We start from the raw sequence: 20,154 nt of genomic DNA on the forward strand, positions 1-20,154 counted from the left end.
ACTCTCCCTGACTTGCGTTGCGGGTCGCATGCCGAGCGCACTCGGATGTGCGGAGATCAGCCGACGAATTCGACATCGGAGGTCTTCCATCGCCCGTCCTCGAGCACGAGGTCGAGCTGCAGCCGGTAGTTGCGGGCCTGGCCCTGCTTGACAGCGGTGTTGGTCACCTTGCTGTCGGCCACGATCAGCACCCGGGCGGACCGCTTGCCGGCCCTGGCGATCCCCGCCTCGATCACCCGTCCCTGGGAGACCGACTGGTTGGCGGCGACCAGTTTCGTCAATTCCTTCGTCTGCGCTCTGAATTGACGTTTGAATTCGCCGGTGGCGCCCTTCAGCACGTTCTCGCTGTCCCGGTCGTAGTGCCGGTAGTCGAGGGACGTGAAATTGAGCGCGGTCTGCCGGGCCGAGGCCAGGATGTCCTGGCGGCGCTGCTCCTCCTGACCTCGCTGGTAGGTCTGGACGGCGAGGTAGCCGGAAGAGGCCAGCAACAGGACGACCGCGACGGCGAGTCCCCCGGTGAGTGCCCTGCCGTGGGTCGGTGAGCTCACCGCTCGCCAGAGACGACGCGACGCGCCGGCAACCCGGGCGAGGGCCCGGGACAGAACGGTCATGCCATGGGTCCGACGAGCAGCCATCGCCACGACTCCTTTCCGAACACGGTCTGTTCGCCGCCCGTCGAGCCGATCTCGACGGGCGTTCCGCCAGGGCCGCCGGCGATGCCGGTGGCCGGGTCGTAGGGAGAGAGGTACGCGGCTTCGCCGGCACCACCCGGTGCCGCGGTCCGCTCCCCCCGGGGAGCGTTCTGCGCGCCCCGGACCGAGGTCTTGCCGCCACGCGGGGCCGTGCAGCGGGCCTTGGTGTTCGCCTCCCGCTCGCGGGTGTCCTCGGGAGCACGCCGCTGGGTGTCGTAGCCCTGGCGGCACGGCGGCGGATCATCGGCGTTGACCACCAGGCCGAAGTGGGCGGTGCCGTCTCCCGGCAGCACGGTGAAACTCCCGGCGACGGCCGCGGGGAAGGTGACCAGCGCCTGTTCCACACCGGGAAGGCGGGCCTCGGTGATCTGGCCCCCGCTGATGAGGTTCCCCAACAGGAGAGGCACAGCGGAGCGATTGGCCTTCAGCAGCCCGTCCAGCTCGGGTGCGGCGGAAGCCCCGCCGTCGATGAGCCGGCGGATGTCGCCGTCGCTCTTCTTGAGCTGTCCGGTGAGTACCGACAGGTCCCGGGAGAACGACTTGATCGCCGAGCCCTTGTCCGCCTGCGTCTTGAGGACCTTCCGGGAGTCCTCGATCAAGGAGATGGTCTGCGGAAGTGATTCGCTCGCCGAATTCACCAGGGCGTTGCCCGAGTCGACGAGCCGCGTCAGCTGCGGGCCGGTGCCGGAGAACGCGTCGCCCAGTTCGTCGACGGTCGTCTTCAGGTCCTTCTTGCCGACGGAACCGACCAGCCGGTCGAGGCTGGATATGAGCTTCGTCGTCGGCAGCGGGGTGCGGGTGTCGCGGCGCGCGATCGTGCTGCCGTCCCGCAGGTAGGGGCCGCTCCCCGTCCGGGGCTGCAGGTCCACGTACTGCTCTCCGACCGCCGAGCGTGTCGCCACGACGGCCAGCGTGTCGGACGGGATGTGTCCGCCTTCCTTGATGTCCAGCGCCGCCGAAACACCGCCCCTGGTGAGTCGCAGGTCGCCGACTCGCCCCACCGGCACGCCCCGGTACGTCACCTCGGCACCGGAGAAGATGCCGCCGGAGTCGGTGAATTGGGCCTGCACGGTGTATCCGCGGTCCAGGATGCGGTCCGCCAGACCGGTGTACTGGACGGCGACGTACGACACACCGACCGCGGTGACGACACCGAAGGCCATCAGCTGAACCTTGACCGACCGGGCGATCACGGCTGCACTCCCCTCGTCATGAGTTCGGCGAGAGCGAAGTCGACGCCGTGGCGCGGGGCCGCGCCGCCGCTGCCGCTGCTTTCGCCGACGTGCGAGGCGTAGTTGCTGGTGCACAGGGGCGGGCAGAGTGCGCCACCGCCGCCGGACCCTCCAGACCCTCCCGATCCTCCGGACGAGCCGCCTTCTTCCGGTTCCTCAGCGCAGTTGAGGCCCGGTACGCACGGCTCCCCCGGGTCCGGGAGATCGGGCGCGCCCGGCACTTCGAGGTCCGGCACCCCGGGGATGTCGGGGACATCGGGAAGGCTCGGGCCGGGCTTCCCGGGCGCTTCGGGGCCTGGGGCGACGTTGCGGTAGAGGCTGCCCGGGTCCAGATCCGCGGTGACCTTCAGATTGACGTAGTCGCCCTTGATGGCATCGACGACGTTGCGCGGGAAGGGGTAAGTGGTCATCAGTTCCAGCGCGTCGGGCAGGTCGTCACCGGCCTCGTTCAGCCGGCCGAGAATCGGCCTGAGGTGCTTGAGGTTGGCGACGACGTCGGCCCTCGATGCCTTGATGACCCTGCTGCCGACCTTGCCGAGCTTCGACAGCGACTTCAGCATCGCTGTGAGATTGCGGCGCTGGTCGGCAAGGACCTTCAGGGCGGGCGGCATCGTGTCGACCGCGTCCTCGACGTCCTTGCGCTGCTTGGCGAGCCTCGCGCTGAGCCGGTCGATCCCCTTCATCGCCCGGACGATCTCGGAGCGCTGCTTGTCGAGGCCGCCTATGAAGCTGTCCAGTCGGGACAGCAGCGCCTTGACCCGGGGCTCGCGGCCTTCGAGCGTGTGGTTGAGCTCCTCGGTGATCGTGTGGAGTTGAGCCACTCCGCCGCCGTTGAGCAGGGCCGACAACGCGGAGAGCACCTCTTCGATCTCCGCGTTGCGGTTGCTGCGGGACAGCGGAATCCTGTCGCCGTCAGCGAGCCTCCCCGCCGGGCGGACGTCCGCCGGCTCGGCGAGCGAGACGTACTTCTCGCCCAGGATGCTCGTCTGGCGAAGGTCGGCGACGGCGTTGGCCGGCAGCTTCGCAGAGTCGGCGACGCGCAGCCGCACCCGGGCGCGCCAGCCGTGCAGTTCCACCTTCTCGACGGCCCCCACGGTGACGTTGTTGACCTTCACGGCCGACTGCGGCACCAGGTCGAGGACATCGTCGAACTCGACCGTGACGTGGTAGGCGTTGCCGTCCGACGCGGCACCGCCCGGCAGTTGGACGTCCTGCAGCCCGCCGAATTCACAGCCGGACAGCAGCACCGATGCGACGGCTGCCCACAGGACCAGCGGAGCGCGGAGCGCCCCGGTTCTGCTGCGTCGGGAGGAGGCGTTGCAGGAGGAGTTCATGCCCGCGCCCCCAGTATTCCGCCGAGGGTCCGGTCCATCGACGGCGCTCCGCCGGCAGGTTCCGCCGCTCCGGTGAGCGCATTCGCATCCGGCAGTTCGGGCAGTGACTTGAAGGCTTTCCGCAGCTTGTCGCAGTCGGTCTTCTCGTCGGCCGTCCTGAGCACGGAGCACAGCACGGACGCGGGGTCCTGGAGCTGTTCGGCGTTGTTACGGGTGTCCAGCGTGCCGGATCTCGGGTTGTAGGCGTTCTGCAGGTTCCCCAGGCCTGCCGGTGCCACATCGAGCAACTCCTCCAGTGCGGCACGCTGTTTGACCAGGACGCGGGTGGTCCTGCTGAGGCCCTTCACATTGGAGGTGAGGGACTTCTCGTTCTCGTGGACGAAGCCGGACACGTCGGTGAGCGCGATGGAAAGATGCTTCGTCGCCGCCGCGAGGTCCTTGCGTTCTCCCGCGAGCTGCTTCGCGACCTTTGCCAGGCTGTCGTTGAACGACCTCACGTTGTCGTCGTCGGCGGCGAGCGCGGCCGTGAACACCTGCAGGTTCCGTACCGTCCCGAACAGATCGCGCCTGCCGTCGGAGAGGGTCGTGACCGCCTTGGACAGGTCCTTGACGGTGGTGTGCAGCTTCCTTCCCTGGCCGTCCAGGTTGTCCGCGCTGACGCCGAGCAGCCTGGACAGCGAGCCGTCCTTGTTCGCCCCGCGGGGGCCGAGCGACTCGGAGGTCGTGTGGAGGCTGTCGAAGATCCGGTCCAGCTCGACGGGGGCCGCCGTCCGGCTCTGCGGGATGACGGCGCCGCTCTGCATCGTCGGACCCTCGCGGTAGACGGGGAGCAGCTGGAGGTAACGGTCGCTGACCACCGAGGAGTTGACGATCGCGGCCCTGGCATCGGCGGGGACCTTGCGGTCAGCTTCGTACTCCAGCTGCACACGGACCCGCCGGCCCTGCGGGTCGACCTTCTTGACCTCGCCGATCCTGACGCCCAGCACGCGTACGTCCGATCCGGGGTAGACGCCGACGCTGCGGGGGAAGTACGCGGTGACCTGAACAGGCCGGGACCTCGGCCAGAGCAGGACGGCGAGGCCGGCCACGAGCACCAGCGCGAGACCGAGCGCCACCCAGCGGGCGTGTCGCCTGATCATCGGGCCACCTCCGAAGATGTCTTCGCGGACCGCGAGGCTCGGGGGACCACGGGCACGGGGGCGACGAGGTTCTGGATGTAGCTGTCGAACCACCGGCCGTTGCCGAGGGTGTTGGTGAAGACCCGGGAGAACGGGGCGAGGAGTTCGACGCTGCGGTTGAGGCTCCCCTCGTTGCGCTCCAGGAGGTCGACCACCTTGTTGAGTCGCTTGAGCGCCGGTCCGATCTGCTTGCGGTTGTCGTCGACCAGGCCGGAGAGCTGAACGCCGAGCGCCGCGGCGTTCCTCAGCAGCGACCGGATGACGACCCGCCGGTTGTTGATCTCCTTGAACAGCTGGTCGCCGTCCTTGATCAGCTTGATCAGAGTGCTCGACCGATCGGAGAGCACGCCGGTCACCCCGTTGGCATGGCTGAGCAACTGCCGCAGTTCCTGATCGCGCTTCGCGACGGTCCTGGAGAGCAGGGACAGGCCGTTGATCGACGCCTTGACCTCGGCCGGGGAGTCCTTGAACGTCCTCGAAACGGTGTCCATCGCTCTGGCCAGCCGCTTCGTGTCGACCTTCTCCGAGGTCGTGGTGAGGTCGCTGAACGCCTGCACCACGTCGTAGGCGGCGACCGTCCGCTTCAGCGGGATCTCGCTGCCGGCCTCCAACTGGCCCGGCCCTTCGGGCTCCAGGGCGAGGTACTTGGCACCGAGGATCGTCTTGACCCGGATCGAGGCTGCCGACCGGGTGCCGAAGCGCGGATCGCCCTTGACCCGGAAGGTCACCTTGACGTGGTCGCCGGCCAGCCCGACGTCGTCGACCTTGCCGACCTTCACCCCGGCGATGCGGACCTCGTCGCCGGACTTGAGGCCGCCGGCCTCGGAGAACGCCGCGGAGTACTCGTCGCCGCCGCCGATCAGCGGAAGGTCCTGGGCGTTGAAGGCCGCAGCCATCAGCAGGGCGATGCTGGTGAGTCCGGCGGCGCCGATCACCACGGGGTTGCGCTCGCGGAAGGAGATCACCGGCCGCACCTCGCCTTGGCGACGTGCATCTCCGGGGTGAGGATCTTGCCGGTCTTCGGCAGTACGACCCGGCCGTCGAAGTCACAGAGGTAGAAGTTGAACCAGGAGCCGTAGGAGGCCGTTCCGGTCAGCTTGTTGAGCTTGCGCGGCAGCCGCTTCAGAACGCCCTCGACGGTCTTCTCATTGTCGTTGAGCGTTCCGGAGAGCTCGGACAGCCCGGCGATGTCGGACTTCAGCGCCGGGCGGCTGTCCTTCAGCAGTCCCGCTGTGGCGCCCGTCAGGTCGTTCATACCTGCGAGCGAGTCGCCGATCGACTTGCGGTCCGCGGACAGACCGGAGATCACTCGCTGCAGCTGGGTCAGGAGGCCGGAGAAGCGGGCGCTGCGCTTGTCCAGGGACCCGAGCACGGTGTTGAGGTTGCCGATGACGGAGCCGATCAGCTTGTCCCGGTCGGCAAGGGTCGTGGTCAGCGAAGCGGTATGGGCGAGCAGGCTGTTGACCGTGCCGCCCTCGCCCTGGAACGTCTTGATGATCTCCGTTGCGAGCTGGTTCACGTCCTTCGGGGACAACGCGGCGAACAGCGGCTTGAACCCGTTGAGCAGTGCGTTCAGGTCGAGTGCGGGCTGCGTGCGGGAGAGCGGGATCTGCCCGCCGGCCGGCAGCCGTGAGCCGTCGCCCGCGCCCTCGGTGAGGGCGATGTAGCGCTGCCCGACCAGGCTGCGGTAGCGGATGACGGCGCCGGTGCTGGTCAGCAGCGGCCGGTCCCGTGAGGCGGTGAAGGTGACCTCGGCGAGCGTCCGGTCCTTGATCCGGATCTCTTCGACCTCGCCCACCCGCACCCCGGCCACCCGTATGTCGTCACCCACCTCCAGGCTCGTGACGTCGCTGAAGACGGCCGTGTACGTGTCCGTGGGGGTGAAGCGGATCTTGACGATGGTGGCGGCGAGCAGCGTGGTCGCGAGCACCGTCACCACGGCGAAGATGCTGAACTTGACCAGCGGCGCGGTCGTCTCCCTCGCTCTCATGCGACGCTCACCGCCGTTCCGCGGGCCATGGGCCCGAAGAGCAGGGTCGCCACCCCGGGCACCTCGTCAGCCGGGACGCCCATGACGGGAGCCACCAGTGAGTTGACGAGATGCTGCTCGGCGGGCGTACCCGACACCGCGTTTCCGGACGGGAGGGAGCCTCCGGAGCCGGCAGTACCGTCGTTCAGCTTGAGCGGCGGCGCGGGCTTGGGCGGGTCGGGCAGACCGAAGCAGTGGGGGCCCGAGCGGTCGGCATACCGCGGTTCCTCGCCGGGGCGGTACGCGGGGCGAGGCAGGGTGAACTCGAGAGTGATGTGCATCTTGCCGCCCGCGAACATCCGCTCGGCGAGCGGCTCCGACTTCGCCAGACCTTCGAGCAGGCAGGGGTACTCGGGCGAGTAGCGCGCAAGGAGGGCGAGGGTCGGCCGGGAGACCTCGTTCAGCGTGATGAGCCGGTCGGCGTTGTCGTCGAGGAACCGCTCGCCGGTGTCGGCGAAGGTGGTGGTTCCGGTCAGTACCGACTTCAGCGCCTCCTTCTTGTGCACCACGGTCCGGCTCGTGGTCACGGAGTTGCGCAGGACCCGCAGCAGGTCGGGAGCGGCGTCACCGTATGTCTCCGCGACGTCGGCAAGCCGGGAGATGTCCTTGTGCAGTGCGGGCATGTGCGGGTTGATACGGCGCAGATAGCGCTCCAGCCGCGTGAGGTTGGCGCCGATCGCCTCGCCCCGCCCCTCGAGCGCGACGGAGAACGCGGACAGCGTGGCGTTCAGCTTCGCCGGCTGGACCGTACGCAGCAGCGGCAGCAGGTCGTTCATCAGCTTCTGCAGCTCGATGCCGGCCCTGGTGCGGTCCTGGGTGATCACATCCCCGGCCCGTATGGGGCGCGCCGAGGACCCGTCGGCGACGACGAGGTCCACGAACTTCTCGCCGAACAGCGTCTTGGGCAGCAGCCTTGCGGTGACGTCGGCGGGGATGAGCGCGGTGCGTTCCGGCTGGAGTGCGATGTCGAGCGTCGCCTTCTCACCGTCGGCCCGCACGTCACGTACCTGGCCGACGATGAGCCCGCGCAGCTTGACGTCGGCGGAGGGCTCCAGCTGGTTCCCGACGGTGTCCGCCTCCAGCGTGATCCGCACGACGGGGGTGAACACCTGCCGGTAGACGGCGACCGTCAGCGCGAGCATCAGCCCGAGGACGACGAGGAACACGAGGCCGGTCAGCCTCAGGCGGGTGCTGGGGGCGAGCCGCCCGCTCTTCGGGTTCGTGGAGACAGACATGGGCTACCCCGCGATCCTCACGGTCGTGGTGGCGCCCCAGACGGCGAGGCTGAGGAAGAAGTCGAGGATGTTGATGGCGACGATCGACGTACGCACCGCACGGCCGACCGCGACGCCGACGCCCGCTGGGCCGCCCTTCGCGTAGTAGCCGTAGTAGCAGTGGACCAGGATGATCACGACGGCGAAGCAGATGACCTTGCCGAACGACCAGAGGACGTCGACCGGTGGCAGGTACTGCTGGAAGTAGTGGTCGTAAGTGCCCGCCGACTGCCCGTAGTAGCCGGTGGTGATGGTCCGGGCGGCGAGGTAGGAGGAGAGCAGCCCGATCACGTAGAGAGGGATCACCGCGACGAACCCGGCGATCATCCGCGTGGTGACCAGGAAGGGCAGCGAAGGTATCCCCATCACCTGAAGGGCGTCGATCTCCTCGCTGATCCGCATCGCGCCGAGCTGGGCGGTGAAGCCGGCGCCGACCGTGGCGGACAGGGCGAGGCCGGAGACGAGCGGGGCGATCTCGCGGGTGTTGAAGTAGGCGGACAGGAAGGCGACGAAGTTGGAGGTGCCCAGCTGGTTGAGCGCGGCGTATCCCTGAAGGCCCACCTCGGTGCCGGTGAAGAAGGTGAGGAAGGCGATGACACCGACGGTGCCGCCGACGACCGCGAGTGCTCCGCGGCCGAAGCTCACCTCGGCGAGCAGGCGCAGCACCTCCTTCTTGTAGCGGCGCAGCGTGCGGCCGGTCCAGGCGATCGAGCGTCCGTAGAACGACAGTTGGGTGCCCAGCTCCTCCAGGGAGCCCAGCGGGCCCCTGATGAGACGATCCGGCAGAGTCATGGCTAACCCCTCTGCGGAACGACTTGGAAGTAGATCGCCGTCATCACGAAGTTCACGACGAAGAGCAGCATGAACGTGATGACCACGGACTGGTTGACCGCGTCGCCGACACCTTTCGGTCCGCCCTTCGCGTTCAGTCCCTTGTACGAGGCGACGATCCCGGCGATCGCCCCGAAGACCAGCGCCTTGAGTTCTCCCGCGTAGAGGTCGGGCAGCTGGGCGAGGGTGGTGAAGGAGGCCAGATACGCGCCGGGCGTTCCGTTCTGCAGGATCACGGTGAAGAAGTAGCCGCCGGCCACGCCGACGACCGAGACGAGGCCGTTGAGCAGCACCGCGACGAGCATCGAGGCCAGCACCCGGGGGACGACGAGGCGGTGGATCGGGTCGATGCCGAGCACCTCCATGGCGTCGATCTCCTCGCGGATCTTGCGCGCGCCGAGGTCCGCGCAGATCGCCGTGCCACCGGCCCCGGCGATGAGCAACGCCGTCACGATCGGCGAGGCCTCTCTCAGAACTGCCAGGACCGAGGCGGCTCCTGAGAACGACTGCGCGCCCAGTTGCCGGGTGAGGCTGCCGATCTGCAGCGCGATGACGGCGCCGAAGGGAATGGAGACGAGCGCGGTCGGCAGGATCGTGACGCTGGCGATGAACCACGCCTGCTGGATGAACTCCCTTGCCTGGAACGGCCGTCGGGGCAGGGCGCGCAGCACGTCGAGGGCCATCGCGAAGAGGCTGCCGGAGTGTCTGAGCGCACCGGTGGGTGACAGGCTCATGTGCCGGTCACCGCCTCCCGGGACGAGGCTCCCTCGCGGGCGGCGATCAGCTTCCAGCGCAGCGGGCGCTCGATACCGGGACTGGGCAGCAGCCGCGGTGTGACGCCGAGGCCTGTCGCGCCCTTGCCGCCCGCCGGGCCGCGGTGGTCGCCGGCGTCGAGCTCTGCCAGTTCCTGCTCGACCTGGGCGGCGTCCTTCTCCTCCGCCATGCCGATCGGTCCCTGCATGCGGCCGTTGAGGAACTGCCGTACGACCGGCTCGTCGCTGGCGAGCAGGTCTTCGCGCGGGCCGAACATCACCAGCTCGCGGCGGAAGAGCAGGCCGATGTTGTCCGGCACCAGCCTGGCCGAGGCGATGTCGTGGGTGACGATCAGGAAGGTCGCGTCGATCTGCGCGTTCAGATCGACGATCAACTGGTTGAGGTAGGCCACTCGCACGGGGTCGAGGCCCGAGTCCGGCTCGTCGAAGAGAATGATCTCCGGATCGAGTACCAGTGCCCGTGCGAGCCCGGCTCTCTTACGCATACCCCCGGATATCTCTCCGGGCAGTTTCTCCTCGGCTCCGACCAGGCCGACCATGTCCATCTTCTCGAGCACGATCTGCTTGATCTCGCTCTCTCGCTTGCGGGTGTGCTCACGCAGCGGGAAGGCGATGTTGTCGTAGAGATTCATCGAACCGAACAGCGCACCGTCCTGGAAGAGGACGCCGAAGAGCTTCCGCACTTCGTACAGGTCGCTTTCACGCAGACGCGTGATGTCCCGTCCGTCGATGAGGATCGAGCCCCGCTCCGGCTTCAGCAGTCCGACGAGCGTCTTGAGGAATACCGACTTGCCCGTGCCCGAAGGCCCGAGCATGACTGATATCTGTCTGGCGGGAAGCGTCAACGACACGTCCTGCCAGATGATCTGGTGACCGAAGGACTTCGTCAGTCCTTCCACGCAGATCTCGACACCCATGTAGATACCTTTCAGCCGTCAACATCAAGAACGGGGATTCGAGCCGTACGGGCACTGATAAGAGGCAAGGGAACAAGGGCCGGAGCCGGGCGAGCGGGAGAAGGAGGAATACCGGCTCACCCGGCTGCAGTTCACCGGGTTCCGGGCATGCGCCGCTGGAGGCGGCGCGGTCACTGACCGATGAAGGGTGGGCAGCGCTCCCGGACCGCCGCGTCAGCGGCAGCAGGAAAAGTCCGGTCAGCGCCCGAAATCGAGATACGGGGTGGCGTCTCTCCTTCCGATCTCACCCTGCGGTTCTCTCGACCGTGGAGCAGGTTCTTGTCTGCTCTACGGGGACGGGCGGCCGGTCCGTCGCTCAGAAACGAAGATTTTTTTCGCGCACGTTTCCCAGCCGTGTCCTCCGGGCGGGGAAAGGAACCGGATCAGTCCGGCGAATCCCCGATTTCAGAGGGCAGAACATCGCTGCCAGGAAGGCCGGTACGGGGAAGTTCCACGTTCGTCGGCACGGAGGTGCCGGAGGGCGTCGGCACGGCGTTCGGAACGGCCGGGACGCTCGGAAGTCTGACCTCGGAGGGCACGGACGGCAAGGACGGCGCCTTGGGAACAGCGGGGATTTCCCGGGCAGTTGGCAACTCCGGCAGCAGGGAAGTCACATCCGTGACCGCATTCCCGAGGCCCCCCGTCAGCGAGGTGGGGCCGGGGTCCGGCCGGACGGTCGAACGCGACGCGGGCGCGTGCTTCTCCTCGGCATGCTCGCGAGGCGGCTCGTCGGTCTTTTCCACTCCGGAGACCTCAGGGGCGCGCGGCCTGCCACCGTCGTGGGAATCGGGCATGGGGATCCCCAGCACGGCCAGCGTCACCGCCGTGGACGCGACCGCCGCCACCGCCGCCGGCGGGCCCAGGGTCTCCGGCCGGCCGCGCCACAGCCAGGCGGCAATGGCCAGCGTGCCGGCCAGCGAGTTGCGCATCGCCCGCCGGGCCCGCGCGAGCAGTGACTCGGCGGCCTCGTAGCTCAGCCCCATCTGCGTGGCCACGTCAGCGACGTCCAGGTCCTGCGATTTGAGCTGGAGCGCCTCGGCCTGCCGGGCGGGCAGCGACTCGCTCCGCTGTGCCAGCCACTTCGCCTCCGCACGGTCGCACACCACTTCCTCGACGGGCACGGGCGCGGGGACGGCCATCGCGGAGCGGCTGCTCACCTCGGCCTCCCGGTGGAGTTGCCGGTACCGGTCGACGCACAGCCGCATCGTCACCGTCGTCAACCAGGCGGGCAGCCGCTCGTCGTCTATGTCCGGGTTCTCCACGGCTCGGAGCATCGCCTCGTGCACGGCGTCCTCGGCGTCCTCGGCGCTCATGGAACGACGCCGGGCCACCTTGAGGAGCTGCTCACGGTGGCTCCACATGCGTTGCCACCGCTCGTCAGCGGACTCGTGCCGTCCACCGGATCTGCCGGGATGAAGCTGCTGCGTGTTCCTCGCCATGGGGGCACTCCTTCGTGCCGTCGAGATCAAACCGAAGTGAACCTGCCTGCTCGGGACATGGGGCGGCCGGGTGCGCCGCCGGAGGCCAGGAACCGGATTCGACACCTGGGGCTTCGCCGGCTCGCCATGAGCCAGCAGAACAGCTTTGGCGTTAAGTCGACATTATTTGCGGTGCTCGCCCGTGGGGAGAGGGTGCCGGCGAGGAAAGCGTCACACTTCTCCGGCCTGTGATCTCCGGCGTCCAATCAGGATCTGCCGGCTCCAGGGATGCCTTTCCGGGTGGTGAGCTCGCCTGCCATCTCTCCCCCGCAGGCTCCTCGGCGGCCGCCCGCCGGCGGCTCGACGAGGCTTCCAGCGTTGCGCGTCGCCGGTTCCTCGCGACCGGCGGCGGAAGCCCCCGGCTGGACGCGGAACCGGACAAGCGGAGCAACTGCCGAGCCCCGGAGTCCGGTGACGGATCCTCCGGCGCGACGATTCGAAGCAGCGTGTGCAGGGGTCTTGCGCTGCCGCGTGGCAGGGAATCAGGATGCACCTCGCTAGTGACCCACCAGTAACCGAGCCCCGCCCGGGGCTGGAACCGGAAGAAGGTCCTGCCATGCCGTCGATTCGCCGCGCCGCTGTCACGGGCCTGGCCGTTCTGTTCCTCTCCGCGCTCGGTGCGGCACCGGCCGACGCTGACACTCCCGGCGTCGGCGGCTACACCGACCCGGGCTTCGCCGCGGATTGCACCTTCCACCACTTCGGCGAGGGCGAGACACCACCGCTGAGCATGATCGGATCGGAACCGCTGTGCGTCGAGTACGCCAAGCGGGACATCACCGTTTCCAACGGCGGCGCGGCGCGGTTCCTGCTCGCGCCGAGCCCACGCGCTTCGCGATCGCCGTTCCGGCGTGCCGCTACTGGCAGTTGGACCACTGGAGCGTGCAGGTACGGCCAGGTGATCCCACCCTGGTGGGCTGGGACGGCAGTTACTGGTTCGACAAGTCGGCCGGCACCGCGGGAGCGTCGGTGCGCAACCTGACCGTTGCGGGGCAGCCGGCGACGCCCGAGGAGGCTGCTTCCGCGCTGCGCCCGTACGATCCGCAGCTCGCCGACGCGCTCGAAGAGGCGGCGCGCGGCGCCTCAGCCCGACTTCCCACCTCGCTCCCGTGCTTGGGGATCGGCACATGAGCCCGCGGCCGTCACGGCGGCAGCTTGTCGCTGCGCTGACGGGCGCCTTGGTCGCGGTCGGCAGCATGACGATCACTGCCTCTTCGGCGGCCGCCGCGCCCACCGGGACCGCGCAGGGCGGCGCGGCGCTGGGCGCTCTCGACACCGTCGCCACGCTGGAGGCCTTCGCCGACACCATGGTCCCCGGCGAGAAACGGCACCGGCACGACCGGGCCGTCGCGGGAGCCGCGCCGGGACCCGGCGCGGTCCACGCCGGAGCAGTCACGCTCCTGCAACTCCCGGAACTCGGCGTCGGAGTGCTCCTTCCGGAGCTCGCCGCACTGCTGAACACGGAGGCCACGGCCTGGGCGCTGGCCCGGGGTCATGTGCTGCTGCCCAGCCAACCCCCGTTCGTCGCGCTGGACTTCGAGGATCGGACCCACCTCGCGGGCAAGCTGCTGAGCAGCGCCGGACTGCACCAGAAGGTCTATGTGCTGCTGGCACTGTTCAGCGCGGCGGCCTTCGACACGGCAGCCCATCTGCACACCACCGACGCGTTGGACAAGCGCCATCCCGGGTTGACGTGGCTGCGCTTCCCCGCGCCCGGCACGGACGGCTTCTGGCGCTATCCGACGTACTCGTACGGCAAGCGGCTCGCACATGAGCATCCGCACACCACCGCCGGAGGCCATCCCGCATGAGCGTCACGGAACGCACCGACGTCCTGGTCGTCGGCAGTGGCTTCGGCGGCTCCATACCCGCCTACCACCTCGCGGCGGGCGGCGCCCGGGTCGTCGTCCTCGAACGCGGCCCCCGACTGGGGTCCCGGGACTTCGCGCACGATCAGCGCATCGGCAGCTACACCCGGATCGTCGACCTTGTGCAGGGTGACGGCATCACCGTCGTCGCGGGAAACTGCGTCGGCGGCTCCAGCGTTGTCTACTTCGCCGCGTCCCTGCGGGCCCCCAGCTTCGTCTTCGAGCGCCAAGGGAGCCTGGGTCACCGCCTGTGGCCCAACGCGCTGACCCGCTCGACGCTGGACCCCTGGTACGACAGGGTCGAGGAGACCCTCCCGGTGGCGCAGCAGCGATGGGACCAAGTGCCGTACCCGGGCGGCCTGTTCGCCGCGGCATGCGAACGCGCCGGGCGTACATGCAACCCCGTGCCGGTCGCCGTCGACCTGGCACGCTGCACCAACTGCAACTGGATGCTGAACGGCTGCCACTTCGACGCCAAGCGCTCGATGCTGCTGAACTATCTGCCCGCCGCCACCGCGGCCGGTGCCGAGGTGCGGGCCCTTCACGAGGTGCAGACGATCGCGCCCGCCACCTCCCCCGGCTACCGCTATCGGGTCGCCTACACCGTTCTTGACCCGGACGACTACCGGCTCTCCCAGGGCGCGGGGGCCGTCGAGGCCAAGGTGGTGGTCCTCGCGGGTGGCGCGATGGGTACGCCCGTGCTGCTGCAGCGGTCGGCCGCGCTGCTCGGCGGGATACCGCGCGCCGTGGGCCGCTACTTCTCCGGCAACGGCGACCGGGTCTCGATCGCCGACGTGGACGAGGGGAAGGTCGGCGAACTGCTGGGGCTCGAGAGCTCTCCCGGCACGCCGTACGAGGGCTTTCCCGTGGGCAAACCGATCGGGTCGATGTCCTACGACCGCCTCGATGCGGATGCCGAGGAGTTCACCCGCTTCTCCCTCCAGCAGATCTACTTCCCCGGCATCACCAACATCCTTGCCCAGGCCACCGACCGGCCGGAGTCCAGCTGGTTCGGCGTGGAGAAGAAGGAACTGCGCTCGCGCTGGAGGTCGTGGCTGTCGGTCCTGGCGATGACCGAGGACGACAACGAGGGCAGGTTCGGCCTGCCACCGGCGACGGGCAGCTTCACGCGGGTCGCCTCGTCGGTCGGCCTGTCCACGCTGCGCTACCGTCCGACCGCCAACACGCTGCGCGGCTGGAAGGCGGCGGACGAGGAGGCACGGGCCGTGCTCGAGCGGGACGGCCTGGCCCGGGTGCGCCCGTGGAGCGAGGTGGTCGGTTCGCTCAGCGCCCACCCCCTCTCCTCCTGCCGCATGGGCGACGATCCGGCCACTTCGGCACTCGACGACCGCAATGAACTGCGCGGCCACCCGGGGCTGTTCGTGACCGACGGAGCAGCGGTCCCCACGTCGCTGTGCGTCAATCCGTCCCTGACCATCGCCGCGCTCGCAGAACGGGCGAGCCGCCACATCGTGGAGGGTGCGGCCGAGTCGGGAGTGGACGTCCGCTACGGGGCTCCCGCCCCTGACGGTTCTACGGCCGGGCGACGCGGAGTGCTCAAGCTGCTGAACCATCGGTGAGTCGGCGGCGGTTGTCTCGCCTCAACTGGCGCGGCCTCTCAGGCTGTTGGTCGCGGATGTCCCCGTCAGTCGGCATGACGATCCGGTTCGCTCCCCTGCCCGGCGCTCTCCTCGACCCGATCGCGCACACGGGCCAGAAATGCCCGCACCTCGTCGGTGGGCAGCGCGGCTGAGGCCGAGCGGGGGCGCTCGAAGCTGCGGACCGCGGCCTCGATGAGGGGCCTGAAGTCCTCCTCGTGCGTGGCGACTTCCTTCGCTGCCCGGCGCTTGGCCATCCAGCGCCCCGTACGGCAGAACGCCACCGAGCGGCAGCCGTTGAGCACGCGGTTGTCCGCGAGGTGGCCTTCGCCGTCGCTGTGTTCGCGGATCGAAGCACGCAACGCCGCGTACAGCTCGGGGCGTTCGGGTTCGGCGATCACGTCCCGGGCGGGGTACCCGAACAGCGTGAGCCCGGCCTGATGGGCGACGGAGCGGTCGATGACGTACCAGAACGCCGGAGACCCCGCCGCGTCGAAGCCGGCCTTCTCCGGCAGCAGCGGACCGGTGTTGAGATCCAGGAGATAGCCCCCTTCGCCCGAGGGCCGGCCCGCGAACTCCTGCCCGTAGACGACCAGTTCCAGCCCGGGGGCGGGGCAGGGCAGGCGCGGGTGAGCGAGGACCTCGGCCAGGTCGTGCACCGCGGACGCGGGCAGCGAATCGTCCACCACGACCGTCACGTCGACGTCGCTGCGCCCGTGCCGGTAGTCGTCCAGCGCGAGAGAACCGACCGCGATGACACTCGCCAGATGGGTGCCGCACACCGAGCGTGTGTGCTCCACGAGTTGGTCCAGGTAGGCGCGCAACTCTGCGGGGAGGGGCCGGCGGTCATGAGGGCTCGTGATCACGCGGACAGTATCCGCGCCGCCCTCGCGGCCGGCGAAGCCGGGTGCACGAACCCTCGTGATGCCGCTTGACATCCTGACCTCACCCCGTCCACCCTTTCACTAATCAATTAGTGAAAGGGTTCTGTGCGTGACCGCAGCAGGAGCCATCCAGTTCCGAATCGACCGCCGCAGCGGCGTGGCCACCTACTGGCAGATCGTCCAGCAGACCAAGCAGGCGTTGCGGCTCGGACTGCTGCAGCCGGGCGACAAGCTGCCGACCGCGCGTGAGGTCGTCGAGGCGACCGCCATCAACCCGAACACCGTGCTCAAGGCCTACCGCGAACTCGAACGCGAAGGGCTCGTCGAGGCCCGCCGGGGTGTGGGCACCTTCGTCCGGGCATCGCTCGGCGCCACCGCGGGTCTCGACTCCCCCCACCGCGACGGACTGGCGGAATGGATGGCCAGGGCCCACGAGGACGGCCTGGCCAGGGAGGACCTGACCGCCCTATTCGACTCCGTCCTCAACGAACTTTTCCCGCAGGAGACTTCATGAGTTACGCCGCGGCCGCGCTGGAAGCGACCGGACTGGGCATGTCCTACTCGCGCCGGAAGTCGGCAGTCCTGGAAGACTGCTCCTTCCGGCTTCCTCAAGGGCACATATGCGCCCTCGTCGGCCCGAACGGCGCCGGCAAGTCGACCCTTCTCCGCCTCGCCGCCGGTCTGCGCCGGCCGACGCGCGGCACTTTGAACGTGCTCGGGCGGACTCCTGCACAGGCGCGCGAACTTGTGGCCTACGTCGCCCAGTCCAAGCCGCTGCACCCGCACCTGTCCGTTGCCGACACGCTCCGCTACGCGGCCGTGCTCAACCGCTCGACCGGCCGCTGGGACCAGCCGGCCGCCGAACGGATCGCGTACGGGGACGAGGGCCTCGATCCTGGCGCGAAGATCCGGACCCTCTCGGGAGGGCAGCGCACGCGGGTGGCGCTCGCGCTGGCCTTCGGCAAGCGGGCCGAGTTGATGCTCCTCGACGAGCCCATGGCAGACCTGGACCCGCTGGCGCGCAAGCAGTTGACCGGCGCGCTGATGTCCGCGGCGACCGAACAGGGCACCACGATCGTGATGTCCTCGCACGTCATCGCCGAGTTGGAGGGTTCCTGCGACTTCCTCTTCCTGGTCGCCGGCGGGCGTCTGCGGCTCGGCGGTGAGATCGAGGAAGTGATGTCGGCGCACACGCTGCTCACCGGCACCGCCGCGCTCGACACCTCCCGGCAGACCGTGATCGAGCAGCGTCCCGCGGGCCGTGGCAGCACTGCGCTGGTGAGGTCGCACGGCGAACCCGTCGGCGAGTGGCTGGCCGAGCGTCCCACGGTCGAGGAGGTCCTCCTCGCCCACCTCAGCAACACCGAGGCTCCGCCGCTGCTCACCGGCGACGCCACACCCGAATCCGTCCAGCGCCCACAGAGCGCCCGATCGCAGGAGAACGCCGCATGAGCAGCACGACCACCCGGCCGGCAAAGGACACCCCCGGCTCCATACCCACCGTCCACCACAGACTCTGGGCGGTGCTGCGGCTCCACCGGTCGGCGATGTGGCTCTGGATCGCGTTCGTGGTGATCACGACGGCGGCCATGCTCTGGCTGCGGTACGGCCCGTACGGGACGGGTGCGGTGGAGATCCAGGCGGGCTGCGGCACACCTGGTCATCGGCTCTGCTACACCATCCCGAACAAGGCATACGACATCTTCAGCGTCTGGTCCTGGCTCGACAACGTCGCCTCGCTGCTTCGCGAATACGTCACCCCGGTCGTCGCGGGCTGGGCGGGCGCGGCACTCGTCGCACGCGAACTGGAGAACGGGACGGCGGAGTTGGCGTGGACACAGTCCATCACCCCCGCCCGCTGGCTCATGGAGAAGCTGGCGGTTCCCGCCGTCTTCCTCACGGTCGGCACCTCCCTGCTCGTCATCCACTTCCGCACGCTGCTGAACTGGGCCGACGACCACAATCTGCACCGAGCGGGTTACCAGATCCAGGACTACTACTTCGCGTTCGGCCCGTCCCTCGTCGCCCACGTCCTGCTCGGACTGGCCATCGGCGTCCTCGCGGGCTTCGTGACCCGGGCAGTGCTTCCCGCCCTTGCCATCGGGAGCCTCGCCAGCTGGACCGTCTCCTGGCTGATCACCCCGTGGCGCACCCAGATCTGGCCGAGCGTCACCCGCACGGAGAAGGGCGAGGGCCCCTTCGGCTTCGCGGTGCGGGCCTGCCAGTACGACCAGGCCGACCACAAGTACTCGGTCGACGCCTGCATGGGCGCGAAGCCGGCCTCCCTGTACTGGCCGGTCCAGCTCGTCGAGACCGGCTTCGTTCTCCTGCTCGCAGCGCTCGTCGCGGCAGCTGCCTTCTGGCTGCTGCGCCGCCGCACGCCCTGATCCCGGCGCCGCGTCGCCGCCGCCCCGCAGTTTCGGGGACGGCGGCGGAGTTTGGCGCGACCCGGTGCGGTGAGGCTCGCGCGCCCATCCGGCGCCGCACCGACCACCGGCCTCACCGCCCACGCGGGCCCGAACACACCACGACCGAACGAGGGGACCATGACAGCGACGAAGGTGACGGACCGCGCCGTGCCCGCGGCCGGGAAAGCCCGTTGGAGGCGGGACGCCCGAGTGTGGGAGCCGCTGGGCCTGGCGCTGTGCGGGGCGATGGCCCTTGCTCTTGCCCTCTCCTCTCCCCTGTTGGTTCCGCAGCAGATATGGGGCATCTGCGCCGCGTTCGCCTACACGGCCGCCGCGCTGGCAGCGGTGGGAGCACGCGCACGCTGGGCACCCTCCACCGCCGTCATCGCCACCGCCGGGGCCGTCGCGTTGCCGTTCGTCGTCCTGGTCGTGCTGGGGAAGGCGCAGATGGAAGTCGGTGTCATCGAGAGGGCCGGCGACCTGCTCCTGTCCACGGGCAATCCGTATGTCGAGGACCCCGGCCGGGTCAGCGACTTCAACCCCTATCTGCCCGGCATGGCGCTGTTCGGCCTGCCGAGCGCGCTGTTCGGCGAAGTGCCGGGCGCGGGAATTGTCGCCGGCCCGCGCTGGTGGCTCGCCGCGTGCTTCCTCGCGACGATGGTGGCCGCAGCCCGTGTGGCGGGACTCGGCAGGCGGACGCGTCCGGCGGTGGCGCTGGTGGGCGCCTTCCCGGCTGTCGCACTGCCGCTGGCCATCGGTGGCGTGGACCCGCCGGTGGTGGGGCTGATGTGTCTGGGTCTGGCCTACGCGGGCCGGGGGGACGGGGGTCGCGCCGGCGTCGCCCTGGGGCTGGCCGCCGCGCTGAAGTGGACAGCATGGCCGGCTCTGCCCGTGGTCTTCGCCCTGCTGATGACCCGAGGCCGAGGTAGGGCCGTACTGCGGTGCGCGGTGTCCGCGGCCGGCGTTCTCGCGCTGGTCTGCGCACCGGTGCTGGTGACCGGTCCGCGAGGGTGCGTACAGCACGTCGTGCTCTATCCGCTGGGACTCGCGGATGTGCCGTCGTCGGCAGCGAGTCCGCTCCCGGGGCACCTGCTGGCCACTCATGTCCCGCACGGCAACGCCCTCACGCTGACGGCTCTCACCGTAAGTGCCGCCCTGATGGCCGCGTCGCTGGTGCTGCGCCCGCCTCGCAGTGCTTCGGCCGCCGCCGACCGGATCGCGCTGGGTCTGACACTGGCCATGATGCTCGCACCGGCGACCAGAAGCGGTTACGTCATCTACCCCCTCCTCCTCTTCGCCTGGTTCCGCATCACGGCCCGGACCACCGACGAGGGAGTAACCGCCTCCGCACGGGTCGCGGCGGCTTGCCGGTACGGACGGCTGCACTCCCTCAGTGGGAGGCGGGGAGCGATTCGCCCGCTCTGCCGCCGTGCCCTGAGGGCTGCGTGCCGTCACCCTCGGTCGGGACGTAACGGGGGCCCGGCCGTATGCGGATGCGCCGATCATCGGCCTTCGGCGTCAGGGGCTTCCTGCACTGCGACTTCCCCGGTGCGTGCCGGCCGCCGCCGTCGCTGATGTCGAGTGCGGCGGGTCCCGGGACAGCGGCGCGTGGATCGGCA

The 20,154-nt window shown here is 69.4% G+C and carries 19 protein-coding genes; 7 read left to right on the forward strand and 12 right to left on the reverse strand.

Annotation, left to right across the window (positions count from 1 at the left end; translation table 11 throughout):
* Window positions 1–56: 56 nt before the first annotated feature.
* From G4Z16_RS02155 to G4Z16_RS02205, 11 genes are all read right to left on the reverse strand, one after another.
* On the reverse strand, window positions 57–548 hold the full coding sequence (locus G4Z16_RS02155; RefSeq protein WP_197348897.1) for a hypothetical protein: 492 nt from the start codon (window positions 546–548) through the stop codon (window positions 57–59).
* A gap of 59 nt (window positions 549–607) precedes the next feature.
* The gene (locus tag G4Z16_RS02160) at window positions 608–1,885 is read right to left on the reverse strand and encodes an MCE family protein (protein ID WP_197348898.1); all 1,278 of its coding nucleotides are present in this window, start codon (window positions 1,883–1,885) and stop codon (window positions 608–610) included.
* Window positions 1,882–3,258, reverse strand: coding sequence for an MCE family protein (locus G4Z16_RS02165; RefSeq protein ID WP_197348899.1), 1,377 nt, complete (start codon window positions 3,256–3,258; stop codon window positions 1,882–1,884). The genes G4Z16_RS02160 and G4Z16_RS02165 overlap by 4 nt, the downstream gene beginning before the upstream one ends.
* Complete coding sequence (locus tag G4Z16_RS02170; RefSeq protein WP_197348900.1) at window positions 3,255–4,397, reverse strand: MCE family protein; 1,143 nt, start codon at window positions 4,395–4,397, stop codon at window positions 3,255–3,257. Before G4Z16_RS02170 ends, G4Z16_RS02165 begins: the two co-directional genes overlap by 4 nt.
* Window positions 4,394–5,401 carry an MCE family protein gene (locus G4Z16_RS02175; protein WP_197348901.1) on the reverse strand — a complete coding sequence of 336 codons (1,008 nt, stop codon included), beginning with the start codon at window positions 5,399–5,401 and terminating at the stop codon, window positions 4,394–4,396. The genes G4Z16_RS02170 and G4Z16_RS02175 overlap by 4 nt, the downstream gene beginning before the upstream one ends.
* A complete protein-coding gene (locus tag G4Z16_RS02180; protein ID WP_197348902.1) occupies window positions 5,398–6,426 on the reverse strand; it encodes an MCE family protein in 1,029 nt (342 codons plus the stop codon). The genes G4Z16_RS02175 and G4Z16_RS02180 overlap by 4 nt, the downstream gene beginning before the upstream one ends.
* Complete coding sequence (locus G4Z16_RS02185; protein ID WP_197348903.1) at window positions 6,423–7,700, reverse strand: MCE family protein; 1,278 nt, start codon at window positions 7,698–7,700, stop codon at window positions 6,423–6,425. Before G4Z16_RS02185 ends, G4Z16_RS02180 begins: the two co-directional genes overlap by 4 nt.
* 3 nt (window positions 7,701–7,703) lie before the next feature.
* Window positions 7,704–8,531, reverse strand: coding sequence for an MlaE family ABC transporter permease (locus G4Z16_RS02190; protein ID WP_197348904.1), 828 nt, complete (start codon window positions 8,529–8,531; stop codon window positions 7,704–7,706).
* Window positions 8,532–8,533: 2 nt separating this feature from the next.
* The gene (locus G4Z16_RS02195) at window positions 8,534–9,304 is read right to left on the reverse strand and encodes an MlaE family ABC transporter permease (protein WP_197348905.1); all 771 of its coding nucleotides are present in this window, start codon (window positions 9,302–9,304) and stop codon (window positions 8,534–8,536) included.
* On the reverse strand, window positions 9,301–10,260 hold the full coding sequence (locus tag G4Z16_RS02200; protein WP_197348906.1) for an ABC transporter ATP-binding protein: 960 nt from the start codon (window positions 10,258–10,260) through the stop codon (window positions 9,301–9,303). Before G4Z16_RS02200 ends, G4Z16_RS02195 begins: the two co-directional genes overlap by 4 nt.
* A gap of 422 nt (window positions 10,261–10,682) precedes the next feature.
* Window positions 10,683–11,738 (reverse strand): RNA polymerase sigma factor, encoded by a 1,056-nt coding sequence (locus tag G4Z16_RS02205; RefSeq protein ID WP_197348907.1) that lies wholly within the window; start codon window positions 11,736–11,738, stop codon window positions 10,683–10,685.
* A 921-nt stretch (window positions 11,739–12,659) separates the two neighbouring features.
* Here G4Z16_RS02205 and G4Z16_RS02210 point away from each other — a divergent pair.
* The 3 genes from G4Z16_RS02210 (at window position 12,660) to G4Z16_RS02220 (ending at window position 15,225) form a co-directional block, all read left to right on the forward strand.
* On the forward strand, window positions 12,660–12,908 hold the full coding sequence (locus tag G4Z16_RS02210; protein ID WP_207794541.1) for a hypothetical protein: 249 nt from the start codon (window positions 12,660–12,662) through the stop codon (window positions 12,906–12,908).
* Window positions 12,909–12,973: 65 nt separating this feature from the next.
* Window positions 12,974–13,588 (forward strand): DUF5987 family protein, encoded by a 615-nt coding sequence (locus tag G4Z16_RS02215; protein WP_246530635.1) that lies wholly within the window; start codon window positions 12,974–12,976, stop codon window positions 13,586–13,588.
* Window positions 13,585–15,225 (forward strand): GMC family oxidoreductase N-terminal domain-containing protein, encoded by a 1,641-nt coding sequence (locus G4Z16_RS02220; protein WP_197348909.1) that lies wholly within the window; start codon window positions 13,585–13,587, stop codon window positions 15,223–15,225. The genes G4Z16_RS02215 and G4Z16_RS02220 overlap by 4 nt, the downstream gene beginning before the upstream one ends.
* Before the next feature lie 65 nt (window positions 15,226–15,290).
* Here G4Z16_RS02220 and G4Z16_RS02225 read toward each other — a convergent pair whose 3' ends face one another.
* Complete coding sequence (locus tag G4Z16_RS02225) at window positions 15,291–16,109, reverse strand: aminoglycoside adenylyltransferase domain-containing protein (protein ID WP_246530636.1); 819 nt, start codon at window positions 16,107–16,109, stop codon at window positions 15,291–15,293.
* A gap of 127 nt (window positions 16,110–16,236) precedes the next feature.
* On the opposite strand from G4Z16_RS02225, the gene G4Z16_RS02230 reads away from it, so the two are divergent.
* The 4 genes from G4Z16_RS02230 to G4Z16_RS02245 all read left to right on the forward strand — a co-directional run bounded on the left by G4Z16_RS02230 (window position 16,237) and on the right by G4Z16_RS02245 (window position 20,110).
* A complete protein-coding gene (locus G4Z16_RS02230) occupies window positions 16,237–16,641 on the forward strand; it encodes a GntR family transcriptional regulator (protein WP_197348911.1) in 405 nt (134 codons plus the stop codon).
* On the forward strand, window positions 16,638–17,579 hold the full coding sequence (locus G4Z16_RS02235) for an ABC transporter ATP-binding protein (protein ID WP_197348912.1): 942 nt from the start codon (window positions 16,638–16,640) through the stop codon (window positions 17,577–17,579). Before G4Z16_RS02230 ends, G4Z16_RS02235 begins: the two co-directional genes overlap by 4 nt.
* On the forward strand, window positions 17,576–18,514 hold the full coding sequence (locus G4Z16_RS02240; RefSeq protein WP_197348913.1) for a hypothetical protein: 939 nt from the start codon (window positions 17,576–17,578) through the stop codon (window positions 18,512–18,514). Before G4Z16_RS02235 ends, G4Z16_RS02240 begins: the two co-directional genes overlap by 4 nt.
* 159 nt (window positions 18,515–18,673) lie before the next feature.
* Window positions 18,674–20,110 (forward strand): glycosyltransferase 87 family protein, encoded by a 1,437-nt coding sequence (locus G4Z16_RS02245; RefSeq protein WP_197348914.1) that lies wholly within the window; start codon window positions 18,674–18,676, stop codon window positions 20,108–20,110.
* The last annotated feature ends 44 nt before the right edge of the window (window positions 20,111–20,154 follow it).

Source organism: Streptomyces bathyalis, assembly GCF_015910445.1.
GTDB lineage: Bacteria > Actinomycetota > Actinomycetes > Streptomycetales > Streptomycetaceae > Streptomyces > Streptomyces bathyalis.

Excerpts from the sequence above, each read along its gene's own strand:
- G4Z16_RS02170 (WP_197348900.1), bottom strand. The coding sequence starts at position 4,397 with ATGATCAGGCGACACGCCCGCTGGGTGGCGCTCGGTCTCGCGCTGGTG.
- G4Z16_RS02200 (WP_197348906.1), bottom strand. The coding sequence starts at position 10,260 with ATGGGTGTCGAGATCTGCGTGGAAGGACTGACGAAGTCCTTCGGTCAC.
- G4Z16_RS02245 (WP_197348914.1), top strand. The coding sequence starts at position 18,674 with ATGACAGCGACGAAGGTGACGGACCGCGCCGTGCCCGCGGCCGGGAAA.
- G4Z16_RS02235 (WP_197348912.1), top strand. The coding sequence starts at position 16,638 with ATGAGTTACGCCGCGGCCGCGCTGGAAGCGACCGGACTGGGCATGTCC.
- G4Z16_RS02240 (WP_197348913.1), top strand. The coding sequence starts at position 17,576 with ATGAGCAGCACGACCACCCGGCCGGCAAAGGACACCCCCGGCTCCATA.
- G4Z16_RS02190 (WP_197348904.1), bottom strand. The coding sequence starts at position 8,531 with ATGACTCTGCCGGATCGTCTCATCAGGGGCCCGCTGGGCTCCCTGGAG.
- G4Z16_RS02185 (WP_197348903.1), bottom strand. The coding sequence starts at position 7,700 with ATGTCTGTCTCCACGAACCCGAAGAGCGGGCGGCTCGCCCCCAGCACC.
- G4Z16_RS02195 (WP_197348905.1), bottom strand. The coding sequence starts at position 9,304 with ATGAGCCTGTCACCCACCGGTGCGCTCAGACACTCCGGCAGCCTCTTC.
- G4Z16_RS02215 (WP_246530635.1), top strand. The coding sequence starts at position 12,974 with ATGACGATCACTGCCTCTTCGGCGGCCGCCGCGCCCACCGGGACCGCG.
- G4Z16_RS02220 (WP_197348909.1), top strand. The coding sequence starts at position 13,585 with ATGAGCGTCACGGAACGCACCGACGTCCTGGTCGTCGGCAGTGGCTTC.
- G4Z16_RS02205 (WP_197348907.1), bottom strand. The coding sequence starts at position 11,738 with ATGGCGAGGAACACGCAGCAGCTTCATCCCGGCAGATCCGGTGGACGG.
- G4Z16_RS02180 (WP_197348902.1), bottom strand. The coding sequence starts at position 6,426 with ATGAGAGCGAGGGAGACGACCGCGCCGCTGGTCAAGTTCAGCATCTTC.
- G4Z16_RS02165 (WP_197348899.1), bottom strand. The coding sequence starts at position 3,258 with ATGAACTCCTCCTGCAACGCCTCCTCCCGACGCAGCAGAACCGGGGCG.